The organism is Streptomyces sp. NPDC008092 (genome assembly GCF_042957285.1).
Lineage (GTDB): Bacteria > Actinomycetota > Actinomycetes > Streptomycetales > Streptomycetaceae > Streptomyces.
This window is the reverse complement of sequence record NZ_JBIBHY010000036.1, coordinates 1-12,763: the sequence shown is the minus strand read 5'-3', so window position 1 is coordinate 12,763 and position 12,763 is coordinate 1. Positions and strand designations below refer to the sequence as shown.

Here is a 12,763-nt window from a genome sequence, read left to right as displayed (position 1 = left end):
GACCGCGCATGGGGTGGTCTCACCCCAGGACCAGACTTTCACGAGTGGTACACCGCATGGCTGGCATCACAGTAGATCTCAAACGCGGTCTCAGACCGCCTCAAGGGAGCCCTTCAGAACGTCGGCATGGAGGTCATCCTCAAGGCAGGCCGACCCGATTGTCAACGGCCATGTCGTTCTCCCCGTAGTCACCCGATGCCGAGCACTCCGCCCGCCTCTTCGGCACCGTCGATCCGGACGCGGTCAAGCACGTCGTCTCAGACGAGGCCGCCGAGGAGCGAACGCACCCGGCGTACTACCCGCTTCAGGAGCAGTGGGAGCGCCACGTCCAATCCATCCAGCAGCTGCGCGTCGGCGAAGCGTTCATCCGTCTCCCCGACGACCAGGTTCGCAAGGTCACGACGCCGCGCCTGCCAGAACTCGACGCCTTCCCCTACGGCCTGGCCGAAGTCGAGGACTACTACCTCGATCGCTACTTCGAGCCACCGGGGCACGAGCCCGGACTCCCAACAACGCTTATCCGCTTTCCCGGGATACGACGCCGAGCGAATAGTTCTGGTTGACTTTAAATGTCTGGATTTGATATAAGCAAAGAAGATATGGCAACACCTAGCGCATTCATTACACCATCTGGCAAGCAAGCTCTCGTCGCCATTCCCGGAGAGGGAAAGGGTCAGGACATCGTGTTTTACTCCTCTCTTGACCCGAAGGAGCAGCCAGAGTTCCCGCCCACCCTTATGCATGCCAAAGCAGTGAAGGAAGCACTTGAACTCGCAGGCGCATGGAAAGATCTCAACGCAGATGAGGTAATGAAAGGACTTAAGAGCCTACGCGACCAGCGAGTTTCGAGTCCACCTCTTGAAGACAAAGACCTATGACGCACCAGTACCTTCTCGATAGTGGCCCTTTAGCTGCCTATCTCCTGGGACGCGGATACGCCGTCTCCGCGATAGCTCCTTGGGTAGTACAAGGCGAGGCGGCCACAAGCATTCTGGTGTACGGCGAAGTTGCTGAATACTTCAAGGGTATGCAGAATTATGACCTACTCCATCAGCAGTTACGAAAGCTCCTGCAGGTAGTCCCCCCGCTCACCCTCACCTACGACATCCTGGATCGGTTCGTCGACCTCCGCAGGACGCTACGGCATCCATACGGCTCCGGGCTCATTGGAGACATGGACACACTGATTGCTGCAACCGCCTTGGAATACGGGATCCCCGTTGTCACAAACAATGTCAGGCACTTTGCCAGGATCCCCGGCCTCGACGTCATCGATTTCGATAAGTATGAGGAGGCCGCAGCATGAGTCAAACTACAGAGGCGGCGCAAGAACGAACGACGCTTACCCTCACGGCTGACGAGCTCACCGAACTCGCCTACCATATTGGTGCAGGTGATGTTCTCCTCAAAAAGAAGTCGCGCCTCCTTTATCGCGTCGTAGAGGCCATGACCCGTTTAGGGCGTAAGCCTCCATCTGCCCGCTACAAATGAACAACTCTTCCCGTACGGGAGGAAGTCTTGCTAACATCATTCTTGATGCCCTAACAAGTGGGCCGATCGGCCGACCTATTGGAACCGGGCTCTGTTATCACCTAGGGGAGAAGTTGAACGAGAGAGACTTGACTGGCAAGACCTTCGAGCGCATTACAGCTGGTTTTCTTCGCCACCACTACGGCATTGAGGTTCGACATGATGTGCGACTTCGTGGTCGCAGCGGGGTTCTCCGCCAACTTGATAGTGCGGGACATGATGCCAACGGAGGCCTTATCGTTGGAGAGTCCAAAGACTACGGAGAGAATCTAGGCATCGGTTACGTCGACCGGTTCGATGGATTCCTGTATGACGTCGGCGCCACTGCAGGCGTCCTCTTCAGCGCTCAGGGTTTCACGGGCCCAGCTCGACAGCGCGCTACTGTCGCGCAAACACCCATCGAACTAGCACTTGTGCAATATGGCATCCCTCGAACTCCCGAGGAGATGCTCAACGAGGATACGTGCCCTAACCCCAACTGCTTCTCACCAGATATCAGTTGGGGGTACAACACCGATGGCGGCGCATACATAACCAGTGGAACATGCGACTTTTGTGGGACTGTCGTTGTTGTGTGCCCTGTCTGTGGCACACTCAACGGCGAGCATGTGTCACTGATTACCTGCGAGAACTGTGACTTCGAAGTTAATAGTGAGCATGAGTGGTGGGATTCAGGAGACGCGCGAATTACGGTTGTAGGATAGACGCTGTTCACTTTGCTGCCCCACCGCGGGCTGACTATTCTTTCCCTTCCTCCCTTAATTGACGGTTCCTTGCGGTCTTCCCTCTCGGGTCAAGGGTCGACGGAGGCACGGAGACGGCTTGCGAAGCCCTTGACGCGCAGGGAGACCGCGGCAGCATGATGGCAAAGGAAGGAAGGGAAAACCCATAGGGCTCAAAGCAGTTGGCGTGCCATGTCGCACAAGAAATGTTCCTCGACCATCCGACGAGGCTAGCGAAGCTCCCAACAGTCCGGGCCTGACCCATAGTTGAGCCATACACGGCGTTCCAGCCCCAGCGCCGGCTGCAAACACGCTCTGGATCGCCTTTTGTCATCTACCTTACAGAACCGACTTATAACCCGGTGGTATAAGCAAACCCTGTCCCGTTGTAACTCAGTCAGGATTGGGGTTTGTGATGACACCAGCTGAGGCACTGCGCGCAGCAGCCGACATCATTTCCCGAGACGGGCTAAACAAAGGCTCAGCTTTTGCATACCCGCGACCGCGGCGTACGCCTGGTCTGACTTGGGAGGAGCTCATTGACGATGCCGTCCGGTGCGCTCCAGTCTCCGTCGAAGGAGCCTTGGAGCGAGCTATCTGGGGGAAGGTGCAGCGGTTCGAGTCGTTTCGCATGGATTCTGAGAAGCTCATGGAGCTTGTCGAGACCAGGAACTACTTTTGTGAGTGGCTGGCCTGGAACCGTGGAATCGTGAGCCTTAGCGCATGGAACGATGATCCCGACACGACCGCAGAGACGATGACATTCTTGCTTCGCGAGGCAGCGGATGCTTGGACGGAACCACCGTTTTGACTGAAAACTGAAAGAGGAGACGACTGGCGAGCGCCGTGCGGCGCTCAATAGTGAACCAGCCAGTTCTCTTCCCTTTCCCTTCGGGCACCCACGTATGTGATCTAGCTTCGTGCTAGGTCGAGGCGCATGCCTCACACATACCTCTGGGTGCCCTTTTCATTTACTTCGATTCTTCTATAGGGGGAGCTGCTTCGTGAACTCGACGAAGCATGACCAAGTGGCCGGCCGTACAGTCACGACTCCCCTGCCTCGGTCTTTCGTGTCTCTGATCACCAGCCGCTGTCGATCGTTGTCGGCCACTTCTACGCAACTGTCGGACTTCGTGTACGTGCTTGTACGCCAGTTGGGTTCGATCGTCAAGCTAATCGCCTCCTAGTCGTCGGGTGCCATACGGTCGAAGTGATGGATCGCGGCGAAGATAAGGTCTCGGACAGCGGTCCCGTAAACCGCTGATTGTTGCAATAGGGCAAATGCCTTCATGTAGAGCTCGATCTCTCGGGGCTGCGTCACCGAGAGTTCGGCTGAGTAGGTCTCAACGAGGACGAGCTTGTCATCAAACATGGAGAACGAGTTGCCAGGCCAGATGTGCAGAGGGGCAGACCGAGGCACGATACCCAGGCTCAGTCGCGCGAGCCGCATCACGGCCAGCAGTCGGTCAAGCTGCCCCTTCATCACCTCCGGCCCTCCGAAGTTGCTGTATAGCGCCTGCTCAGCAAGCAGGACGTTGAAGATCCGATCACCTTGGTACAGGTACTGCTGCCGTTCGAGCCGCTTTGCCGTGGCGGCTTCCGTGTCGTCGGGGATCTGGTAGTAGTCGCAAACCTGCTTGAAGGTCTCCGCGGCGTACTCTGCGGTCTGGAGGGTCCCCCACACGAGGGTGGGGTGCCAGATACGGAAGACCTTGGTCTTCGAGTAGACCGGCAGTGCGGCCTGCTGCCTCTTCTCCGCCCCGGTCGCCAGCTGCCGGCGCCACTCAAGCCACAGCTCATCAATGTGACGCACCGTCGCGATCAAGTCGTCGATGTGCTCTTCACGGTTGGTCTTGATGCACCAGACCCGGATGTCTCCTTCGCTGGCGTTCTGCTTTCCGTTCTCGATACGAGAGACCTTGGACTCCTGCCACCCGGTGGCAGTGGCGAAGGCCCGGCCGCTCGCGAAACCCGCATCCTTGCGAAACGAGCGAAGCCGGGCGCCCAGTGCCTCTCGTGCCTCCTGTGCTTGGTTGCTCACTGATGGGTCAGGGCTTGTACTCGGCGTGAGGGATGGCAACAGCCCAGAGCAGGTCGCGCAGGCGGATGCACTCAGCCACCGTGTCAGGATCCTCCACGACCTCCGACCCAAGGACACGTCCCTCGGGGTCGAAGTGGCCGACGGCAAGGAGGCGATCGTCGTACAGCCACCAGTCGTTCCCGTTCACGGGGAAGGTGATGCCATCAGGCAACTGGTGCCGTGGCAGCCAGCGGATGTCTTCGCCGATCTCGATGTTGAGGTGTGTAAGCGAGTGTTCCCACGTGACGTACTGGCTGTGAGGCTCGGTGACGACACGAACGCGCCGCACCGCCTTGTTCTGACCCGTGACGCGCGTCATCAGCGTCGTCCAGTCGTTGAGCCAGGAGTAATCGTCAGGCTCGCCCCTCTTCCACCGAGCGTATGGTGTGTCCTCGATGGGCGACCCGTAGTCGTCCCTCAACTCAAGGTGGAAGGCGTCGCGTTCGAACTGGTTGAACAGCTCGTCACGCTGGGCGGGAGTGATCAAATCCACTGCTGTCTTCCTCCAGGAGGGCCGTGATCGAGGCCTTGGGGACCTCAATGCAGGTCTCATAGTCGGGCATACGCATTTGGCTCAGGGCCTCAGCATCGCGCATGTGCGGGCCTTGTAGGACGCAAGTCCCCTGCTCCGTGACCAACATGATCGGCTCGGTGAACTGCTTGATCTGCCCGGCCGGTTGGTCATCCTTCGTCAGGTGCTCGAACAGTTCGGTCGGCACCTCGATGACTGTCTGGCCTTCCGGCACGTCAAGCTGCATGAGAAGTTCGTTCGCGTACACCTTCCAGCCTTGAATGACGTAGGTGCCCTGGTCGCTGGCGTACAGGGTGGGGCTGTCTCCCGGGGTGGAGTTCTTCCCAAGGAACCGTAGCTTCATGGTGGCTCTCCCGTCCGCTGCCTTGCGCCGGATTGCGCGACGAGATGATGGTCGCGAGGCCGTTCGAGCCCGTCAATCGACATGCTGCAAACTGGCGCAATCTTCTTGGAGGTTGGGCGCCGACCCCTCTACGTTCGTCCTCGAACCCAACCCGCGAGAGCGGCATCGAGGGAAGAAGGCGTGGTGGGCAGCGTGACTGACGAACGTGCGATGTCGGAGGCGCAAGCCGCGGCCTTGCCTGTAGACGTGGAGAAGATCACCCAACTCGTAGACCAGGCGCTTGGGATGAGCATCAGCACGTCCAAGCGTGCGGACATCGACACCAGAGTGGGCCAGTTGACCGGGAGTTTGAGCCTGCTCAGAGGCCAGTACCTCGGCGAGGACGAAGACCTCAACGTGTTGAAGATCTTGGGCTTGGTGGACCGGCATCTGGCTCTGACCAATCGGCCGACCGCCCGTTCCCAGGCCCACGAGGCGTTCTTCTTCCTTCAGGACACGGCCACGTTCACCAGAGCCCTCTTGACGGCCTACCTCAAAGAGAACGGGGTCGGCACAACGTGAAAGCGGTCATGCGCTTCGTGGACTACGAGACCACGCGCGACCCCCAAGGGGAGATCATTTTCAAGGCCCGCTGCGTCTCCGGGGACGAAGCGGAGTGCGGGGCCGAGTCCGAGGGGTTCGACGGTGATGAGGCCGCGAACATGTGGATGGCGAAGCACACCGCTACGACCGGCCACAAGCGCTACAAGCGTACGTGCGAGGACTACGCCCTTGTGGAACCGAAGCCGTGACTGCTGTCGGGAGGTGGCAACAGGGTCTCTGCTGGCTCTGCCGCAGGTCGGATCGGCTCGTGATCTTCATAGGCCCCATCACGGTAAACGGCACAACCGCCCCCGGCTTCGCCTGTGCAGGCTGCTGCACCTGGTCGAAGCAGTACGTCGACGCCTACACGCACCAGCTCGATACGCGCTCCGCCTCATAGCTCCCGTCCCGGATCTGCCTCCCCCGACAGCTCTGGGAACGGGGTAACGCCCCGCCCGTCTGTACCTTCTCGGCAGTCGGCCAGGCGGACGGGGTTCCACACCCTCACGAGACGAAGAGAGGGCACGACATGACAGTACTGATCGAAGCTCCCCAGGCGACCAGCCTCCGAGACCCCAGGGCCATCCTGGACGAGATCGGGCAGGGCAATCCGCTCCTGATCCCCGACCCCGGTATCGGCCTGTGGGAGCGGCAAGTCCAGCTCCTCATGCGCGACACCGTACGGGTACGCAGCCTCGCCGAGCGCATCCTGGGCCAGGGCGTCGCCTACCTGATCACCGCCATGGAGAAGCCCGGCAACGACATGGGCCCCGGCTTCGAGGTCGATCAAGGAGTCCACCAGATCATCCTCGACACGCCGACGTACTTCGCGATCTGCGAGCAGTACAACAACGGTCGGTACAAGCACCACGCACCGCTGATCCAGCGCCGGCGCGATGGCATCGTGATGCGGACAGCCGAGATCATCCGGCAGAACGGCTTTGCGGTCGACCGCGAGCTGTGGGAGGTCGACGCCTCTGACTGCGGCCCGTGTGACGACAAGGTTCCCGACTCCCACTGACCGGCTCCGATTCACCCCCCGCCCTCATCGGTCCCCCGAGGGTGGGGGTTCCCCCGTTACCCAGGACAAGGAACACCCTGTGTCTGCACAGCATGACTACGCCATCGAGACCGAGGTCTGGGACACCTACGCGGAGTCGGCCTTCAATCCGGACGCCGAGCCGGCGTTCAACTGGACCCAGTACAAGGATCACGGCCCCGGGCCCGAAGTCCTCGGTGAGCCGAAGAAGACTCTGGAGATCGGATGCGGTACTGGGCGCGCAGTCGCCTTCCTCGCGCAGCAGGGCGTAGAAGCCCACGGCCTTGACCTGTCTCCCGTCATGGTCAAGAGGATCATCGACAGGTGGTCGGACACCGGGGCCATCTTCCACCAGGGCGAGGTGCTGTCGTTCCTCGCTACCACGACCGAGACGTACGACGCTATTTACTCGATCTTCGGGTGCGCCTGGTTCGCGAACCCGACACAGCTCTTGCCTCTGGTACTGCCCCGCTTGAACCCCGGAGGGGTCTTCGCCTTCTCGCACCCGCCGGCCATCCCCGGCGCCTACGGCCCACAGGGGATGTACAAGGGTGGGTTCGCCGGGCGGCCCGTCTACACGTACCGATACAGCTACACCCCACGGAAATGGAGGAACCTCCTCCTCCGGTACGACTTCCAGCAAGCAGGGGTGAAGGTGATCGAGGCTCCCACTGAGGGGCACATCGGCACCCTCTTCGGGACTGCCGTCCGACCGGCGTGAGGGATGGCATCACCACCGAAGCCAGGGAGGTTCGAGAGACGCCCATACGGAGCGGATGCCCACAACACGATCAATGCAGCCCCGGCGAGCCCTCAACGCTCGGCGAGAGCCAGGCGGTTCTTCCCCTTTTGCGTCAGTCACCCGTTAGCGGACGCAGAGGGTGCGCGAAGGCGTCGATCGTACTGTCCGTCATCACGACCGCCGGTGGCCAGCTCACCCTCTTGGGGATGGGGGGATAGATACTGATGTAGCCGGAGCCGATCTTGCCGAGATCCTGGAACCCGTGCTGCTTGATCCCCGGCCCGCCGAACACCTGGACGACGAAGCAGCCGATTCCTATCGTCATGCAGACCGCCTCGCTGGCTCCTTGGGCGTGCAGCTTGTAGCCGCGGCGGAAGGCTCACAGCGGATAGCCCTGGGATTCGATGGCTGCGATGCGGATCTGAGCCGACGCAGGGGGACGCTTCTGACTCCACACGATGCCACGCTCGGGCTGGGTGAAGGCAGGAGGTTCGGACCAAGCGAACTCGAAGACCATGGCCTTCATGCAAGCCCATGTCGCGATGTCCAACTGCTCTTGCGGCGTGAATTGGGTCGCGTGCCCAAGAACGGGCCCGGTCAAGATCGGCTTCACAACGCCTTCAAGATCACACATCCAACCCGAATTGCACGGCTCGCAGGCGACGCGCGCCTTGACGTTCGCGACCACCGGTGTCGGCCAGGTCACGGGTTGGCTTGATGTACTGGAAGTTCGCTCGTAGGAGGTGTTCGGCCCGACGACCTGCGGAGTCAGGACATCATTGATCCAGTCCGAGAAAAGGTGCTCCTTGGTGATCTTGACACTCTCGCCGGACGCCAAGCAGAACACACACTTGGTGAAAGTCACCCAAGCGACGCTAAGGGGTGTCCCGCATTGATCCGGGGCAGCCTCGGGGTGGTGAGGGTGGGGCCGTACTCTTCGTCGGGTGATCCGGCGCGCTCCGTTCGGGTGGTTGCCCTCGGCTCGCGCCGATAGGGCCCCGTGCGGACTTGATTGCCGGGGCGTCTTGTGGAGGTCGGGGCAACTGTGTGGATTGAGCTTGTCGAGAGCCTTCCTGGGCCTGCGGTCTTCCAGTGCCCAGCGTCGGAGTCGGCGCTACTCCGCTGCGCCTCGTCCCTCGGGCATCCGCTGCCCACTGAGCTGGTCGCACTGCTCCGCGAAAGCGACGGCATCGAGGGCGAGTACGGGGCCGGGCTGATCTGGTCGGCCGAGCGGATCGCCTCCGAGAACCGGACTCTTCGCGAGGACAGCGAACTCGCCACGCTGTACATGCCATTCGATCCGCTGCTCTTCTTCGCGGACGCCGGCAACGGCGATCTGTTCGCGCTCCTGCCCGGCCTGCAGCGGCCTGACGTCTTCGCCTGGAACCACGAGGACGACAGCCGCACCTGGGTGGCACCGAGCCTGGCCAAGTACCTCGAATGGTGGCTGACGGGGCAGATCAAGCTGTGACTGTCGACATGTGACACCTCGGCTCATCAAGCCCTGGAGGTCACGATGACATGATCTTGGCGTGACTGGTGTGATCACGGCGGCACAGCCGTCCTGGATAGGCCCGTTCACGGGGCTGAGCCCGCGCTGCTTCGGCAAGCTGGTGACCGCCCTGCGCCGCGAGGGAGCGGACACGGTCCGCCGAGGCCGGCCGTGGGGCCTGGCCCTGGAAGACCGTGTCCTCTTGGTCGCGGCTTATTGGCGGACGAACTTGACGCTGCGCCAGCTCGCGCCGCTGTTCGGGATCTCCAAGTCTGCTGCCGATCGCATCATCAACCGCCTCGCACCGCTGCCCGCCCTGCGGCCGCGCCGACGGTTCCGCAAGGACACCGTGCTCATCGTGGAAGGCACCTTGGTCCCCACACGTGACCACGCGGTGGCCGAGCAGTCGAAAAACTACCGCTACTCCACCAACCACCAGGTCGTCATCGATGCCGATACACGGCTGATCGTCGCAGTTGGACGGCCCCTGCCTGGCAACCGCAACGACTGCAAGGCATGGGAGTCGTCCGGAGCGAAGGCCGCCGTTGGCAGCACCACGGTGATCGCTGATGGTGGCTACCGCGGCACCGGCCTGGTGATCCCGCATCGCCGTGAACCCGGCCAGGCCGAACTCCCGGCCTGGAAAGAGGAGCACAACCGCTCACACCGCAAGGTCCGTGCCCGCGTCGAGCACGCCTTCGCCCGCATGAAGGGCTGGAAGATCCTCCGCGACTGCCGATTGAAGGGCGACGGCGTTCATCACGCCATGCTTGGCATCGCCCGCCTGCACAACCTCGCGCTCGCGGGATAAACCGGCCGCGCCCAGGCAGGCGTCCCCGATGCCGACCGTGTCGAGTCAGCTGATCATTGCGGGACAGCCTTTAGCACCGTGCGAGGCGGACTAGATCGGATTATCGTCCCAAGATGCTCCCGCGCGAGCGGGATCGGGGTATCGGCAGGACGACTTCCCTCTCGACTTCCGCCAACTTCTCTACCCTATTGACAAATTGCGCCAATTTTGCCATATTCAATGATAGTTACGCAATATGGACATCAACGCAATCGTCAAACATTTTGGGTTGGCCGAGCATCCGTTCATCACGAGCCCTGACCCTAGGTTCCTTTATCTCTCATCGCAGGTACGCGAAGCGCTGGCCAAGTGCGAGTTCATGGCGCGGGACCGCATCGGCCCTATCTATATGTATGGCCCGATCGGCTCCGGCAAGACCTCCCTCGTCCGCCGACTTCACGAGAAGCTCAGTCAGGACGAGCGATTCAACGTCAAGCTGCTAATCTCTCCTAACCTGAAGAGCAGCAACGCGTTTCTCCGTCTCGTCATGGAAACCTTCGACGTGAAGACGGAGCGATCCTACGCCGCCTCCCTGGGAAACTTCGAGCAGTTCCTCATCCAGCAGTTCCAAGAGGGACGAACCCCGGTACTCCTCGTTGATGAGGCTCAGTACATGACCCGCGAACAGCTCAAGCTGGTTCACTACCTGCTGAATTTCGAGACCAATAAAACCAAGCTCTTACAGATCGTGCTCGTCGGCCAAGAGGAGTTAGGAACCAAGATTGTCAACTACCGCGAACTGGCCTCTCGTATGTTCCCCATCGCCATGAGCGCGATGTCACTTGAGGACCTTCGCGACATGATTCAGTTTCGTCTCATTGTCGCCGGCCGCAGCGATTCGCTCTTTGAGGGCACAAGCGCCGAGGACGCGTATCGTCTCCTGTACGCCTATACCAAGGGGCTTCCTCGTGACGCCATCAAGGTCGCATCGCTCATTTCGTATCTGGAAGCAGAGTAGGGATGGGAGGCGCACAAGACCCGAGGGGGGATTAGCGTCCAGGCAGGTGCTCAATGGCTGATCCCATCAAGAAGGTGATCCTGCGAAACGGCACGCTGCGATATCGCTTCGTGACGGACGGGCCGAGACGAGCCAATGGCAAACGTCGACAGATCACCAAGACCTTTGACACCAAGACGGAAGCACGAGGCGAGCTATCTCGAATACGGCATCAGTCCAAAACCGGCGAGTACGTTGCGCCTACTCGCCTGACGGTCAATGAGCTGTTGGACATCTGGCTTCGGGCATCCACCCGAGATGTCGAGGAAGCGACTTCCACCAACTACGACAACGCGGTGCGTTCGGTTCGAACCCTCCTGGGAGAAAAACGTGTCCAACAACTCTCCGAGGAAGATGTTGAGGAATTTGTCGATTGGCTCGTGACCTGTGGCCGCCGCCGAGGTGGGAAACCAGGCACAGGGTTGGGTGCCCGCTCCGTCCAGCTCACTCTCGGTCGGCTTCGCTCCGCGCTCAATCTGGCCGTGCGTCGAGGATGGGTGATTCGAAACGTTGCCGAGCATGTTCGCATCTCACGTCACGCCCGATCCCAAGCGCGACAAAATGCGCCGCAGCGGCGACCTTGGAATGAGACCGAGGTCAAAGCCTTTATCGAGGCAAGCCGTGAGCACCGGCTCTTTGGCGTCATGCTCCTCACCCTTATTGCCGAACGGCCTGCTGAGGTGTGCGGAGCCCGCTGGCGTGAGGATGTTGATCTGTCGGGTGAAGGGACGATCAGTGTTGGGAATACCCGGACCATCGTCTATGACCGGCGATTGGAGCGGGGACAGCGCAACAAGGTCGTTGAGAAAGAGCCCAAGACAGACAACGGCAAGCGGGTGCTGCCGCTGCCCGCTCCGGTTCATGCCGCGCTCGTGGCGTATAAGGCTCGTCAGCAGCTGGAAAAGGAGCGGGCCGGGAAAGCCTACGAGGATTCTGGCTATGTCGTTGTTGACGACCTGGGCCGCCCGTTCAAGACCGACAAGCTTCGACGCGAGGCGCAGAAGCTTATGGAGGAGGCGGGGGTTCGCCGAGTCCGTCTCTACGATGCCCGTCACGCCTGTCTGTCCTGGATGGCCAACAACGGCGTGCCGACACGGTGGTCTCCGCCTGGGCCGGTCACAGCGACCTGTCCTTCACCAAGCGCGTGTACGTCCACCCCGATCCGCAGAGCCTCAAGGCAGGCTCGAAGAAGCTGAGTGAGCTGCTCAGCTGAGCTCTCCTTCTTCAAGGACTTCCCTGGTCAATAGGACCTGACGAGATCAGCCCCATGAACTCTCTTTGTCCGGCAGGATGATCGCCGTGCAGACACAGACGTTGGTGGGGCCGATCGGTGTTATGTGTGGCGCGGCCATTGGTGCCGGGGGCGCGCTGCTCGGCGGATGGCTCCAGCAGTCTCGCCAGGCCAAGACCGCGAAGGAGCAACGCCGGGAAGAACGCCGGTACGCAGCCGGCCAGGCAGCGCTAGAGATGCTCATACGCTTCCGTCACGCCAGCATGAAGCGGACCAAGGAGACGGAGAGTACGCTCGCGTTCACCGAGGCGCTTGTCGAGTTCGTCACGACCTTTGATGCCGCCCTATACGTAGTGTCCGACGCTGAAGAGATGCGTACGCGGGTGCTGGACACCATGAGCTTTTCCGCATACACCATCGAGCTTGGCCACACGCATGACGAGGCCAAGAGCTGGATCGACGTCATCTGTAAGGAAGCCATCGGAGTACTCTCCGCCTTCCTTCGGGAGGAGCCACTCCCGGAGCCCTCTCAGACCGCGTTTGAGATCTACTGTGATGCCAGCCATGCGGTGTACCACTCGTGAAAGTCTGGTCCTGGGGTGAGACCACCCCATGCGCGGTCG

The 12,763-nt window shown here is 61.0% G+C and carries 20 protein-coding genes; 13 read left to right on the top strand and 7 right to left on the bottom strand.

Annotation, left to right across the window (positions count from 1 at the left end):
* Positions 1 to 257: 257 nt before the first annotated feature.
* The gene (locus tag ACFZB3_RS50025; RefSeq protein ID WP_391390584.1) at positions 258 to 494 is read right to left on the bottom strand and encodes a hypothetical protein; all 237 of its coding nucleotides are present in this window, start codon (positions 492 to 494) and stop codon (positions 258 to 260) included.
* A gap of 75 nt (positions 495 to 569) precedes the next feature.
* On the opposite strand from ACFZB3_RS50025, the gene ACFZB3_RS50020 reads away from it, so the two are divergent.
* The 4 genes from ACFZB3_RS50020 to ACFZB3_RS50005 are packed head-to-tail and all read left to right on the top strand — an operon-like array spanning position 570 to position 2,234.
* Positions 570 to 878, top strand: a complete 309-nt coding sequence (locus ACFZB3_RS50020; protein ID WP_391390582.1) for a hypothetical protein — start codon at positions 570 to 572, stop codon at positions 876 to 878.
* Entirely contained in the window at positions 875 to 1,306 is a 432-nt protein-coding gene (locus tag ACFZB3_RS50015) for a PIN domain-containing protein (RefSeq protein ID WP_391390580.1), read from the top strand. The genes ACFZB3_RS50020 and ACFZB3_RS50015 overlap by 4 nt, the downstream gene beginning before the upstream one ends.
* Complete coding sequence (locus ACFZB3_RS50010; RefSeq protein WP_391390578.1) at positions 1,303 to 1,491, top strand: hypothetical protein; 189 nt, start codon at positions 1,303 to 1,305, stop codon at positions 1,489 to 1,491. Before ACFZB3_RS50015 ends, ACFZB3_RS50010 begins: the two co-directional genes overlap by 4 nt.
* Positions 1,488 to 2,234 carry a restriction endonuclease gene (locus ACFZB3_RS50005; protein ID WP_391390576.1) on the top strand — a complete coding sequence of 249 codons (747 nt, stop codon included), beginning with the start codon at positions 1,488 to 1,490 and terminating at the stop codon, positions 2,232 to 2,234. Before ACFZB3_RS50010 ends, ACFZB3_RS50005 begins: the two co-directional genes overlap by 4 nt.
* Before the next feature lie 1,003 nt (positions 2,235 to 3,237).
* Here ACFZB3_RS50005 and ACFZB3_RS50000 read toward each other — a convergent pair.
* The 4 genes from ACFZB3_RS50000 to ACFZB3_RS49985 are packed head-to-tail and all read right to left on the bottom strand — an operon-like array spanning position 3,238 to position 5,207.
* Positions 3,238 to 3,423: a DUF397 domain-containing protein gene (locus ACFZB3_RS50000; RefSeq protein ID WP_391390574.1), complete on the bottom strand. Its 186-nt coding sequence runs from the start codon at positions 3,421 to 3,423 to the stop codon at positions 3,238 to 3,240.
* A 12-nt stretch (positions 3,424 to 3,435) separates the two neighbouring features.
* Entirely contained in the window at positions 3,436 to 4,293 is an 858-nt protein-coding gene (locus tag ACFZB3_RS49995; protein WP_391390572.1) for a Scr1 family TA system antitoxin-like transcriptional regulator, read from the bottom strand.
* A gap of 7 nt (positions 4,294 to 4,300) precedes the next feature.
* On the bottom strand, positions 4,301 to 4,825 hold the full coding sequence (locus ACFZB3_RS49990) for a DUF6879 family protein (protein ID WP_391390571.1): 525 nt from the start codon (positions 4,823 to 4,825) through the stop codon (positions 4,301 to 4,303).
* Positions 4,797 to 5,207 carry a hypothetical protein gene (locus ACFZB3_RS49985; protein ID WP_391390568.1) on the bottom strand — a complete coding sequence of 137 codons (411 nt, stop codon included), beginning with the start codon at positions 5,205 to 5,207 and terminating at the stop codon, positions 4,797 to 4,799. Before ACFZB3_RS49985 ends, ACFZB3_RS49990 begins: the two co-directional genes overlap by 29 nt.
* Before the next feature lie 192 nt (positions 5,208 to 5,399).
* On the opposite strand from ACFZB3_RS49985, the gene ACFZB3_RS49980 reads away from it, so the two are divergent.
* The 4 genes from ACFZB3_RS49980 to ACFZB3_RS49965 all read left to right on the top strand — a co-directional run bounded on the left by ACFZB3_RS49980 (position 5,400) and on the right by ACFZB3_RS49965 (position 7,549).
* Entirely contained in the window at positions 5,400 to 5,768 is a 369-nt protein-coding gene (locus tag ACFZB3_RS49980) for a hypothetical protein (protein ID WP_391390567.1), read from the top strand.
* Entirely contained in the window at positions 5,765 to 5,998 is a 234-nt protein-coding gene (locus tag ACFZB3_RS49975; RefSeq protein ID WP_391390565.1) for a hypothetical protein, read from the top strand. The genes ACFZB3_RS49980 and ACFZB3_RS49975 overlap by 4 nt, the downstream gene beginning before the upstream one ends.
* 320 nt (positions 5,999 to 6,318) lie before the next feature.
* Positions 6,319 to 6,810 (top strand): hypothetical protein, encoded by a 492-nt coding sequence (locus tag ACFZB3_RS49970; protein WP_391390563.1) that lies wholly within the window; start codon positions 6,319 to 6,321, stop codon positions 6,808 to 6,810.
* Between the two features lie 79 nt (positions 6,811 to 6,889).
* The gene (locus ACFZB3_RS49965) at positions 6,890 to 7,549 is read left to right on the top strand and encodes a methyltransferase domain-containing protein (protein WP_391390561.1); all 660 of its coding nucleotides are present in this window, start codon (positions 6,890 to 6,892) and stop codon (positions 7,547 to 7,549) included.
* 133 nt (positions 7,550 to 7,682) lie between these two features.
* On the opposite strand, the gene ACFZB3_RS49960 is transcribed toward ACFZB3_RS49965, so the two are convergent.
* Complete coding sequence (locus tag ACFZB3_RS49960; RefSeq protein ID WP_391390558.1) at positions 7,683 to 7,895, bottom strand: hypothetical protein; 213 nt, start codon at positions 7,893 to 7,895, stop codon at positions 7,683 to 7,685.
* Positions 7,896 to 7,949: 54 nt separating this feature from the next.
* Positions 7,950 to 8,435, bottom strand: a complete 486-nt coding sequence (locus tag ACFZB3_RS49955; RefSeq protein WP_391390556.1) for a hypothetical protein — start codon at positions 8,433 to 8,435, stop codon at positions 7,950 to 7,952.
* Between the two features lie 180 nt (positions 8,436 to 8,615).
* On the opposite strand from ACFZB3_RS49955, the gene ACFZB3_RS49950 reads away from it, so the two are divergent.
* From ACFZB3_RS49950 to ACFZB3_RS49930, 5 genes are all read left to right on the top strand, one after another.
* Positions 8,616 to 9,041: an SMI1/KNR4 family protein gene (locus tag ACFZB3_RS49950; RefSeq protein ID WP_391390554.1), complete on the top strand. Its 426-nt coding sequence runs from the start codon at positions 8,616 to 8,618 to the stop codon at positions 9,039 to 9,041.
* A 61-nt stretch (positions 9,042 to 9,102) separates the two neighbouring features.
* Positions 9,103 to 9,873, top strand: coding sequence for a transposase (locus ACFZB3_RS49945; RefSeq protein WP_391390552.1), 771 nt, complete (start codon positions 9,103 to 9,105; stop codon positions 9,871 to 9,873).
* Between the two features lie 235 nt (positions 9,874 to 10,108).
* Positions 10,109 to 10,870 carry an AAA family ATPase gene (locus ACFZB3_RS49940; RefSeq protein WP_391390549.1) on the top strand — a complete coding sequence of 254 codons (762 nt, stop codon included), beginning with the start codon at positions 10,109 to 10,111 and terminating at the stop codon, positions 10,868 to 10,870.
* Positions 10,871 to 10,923: 53 nt separating this feature from the next.
* Positions 10,924 to 12,105 carry a tyrosine-type recombinase/integrase gene (locus ACFZB3_RS49935; RefSeq protein WP_391390547.1) on the top strand — a complete coding sequence of 394 codons (1,182 nt, stop codon included), beginning with the start codon at positions 10,924 to 10,926 and terminating at the stop codon, positions 12,103 to 12,105.
* Between the two features lie 103 nt (positions 12,106 to 12,208).
* Positions 12,209 to 12,724: a hypothetical protein gene (locus ACFZB3_RS49930; protein ID WP_391390546.1), complete on the top strand. Its 516-nt coding sequence runs from the start codon at positions 12,209 to 12,211 to the stop codon at positions 12,722 to 12,724.
* Positions 12,725 to 12,763: the final 39 nt, after the last annotated feature.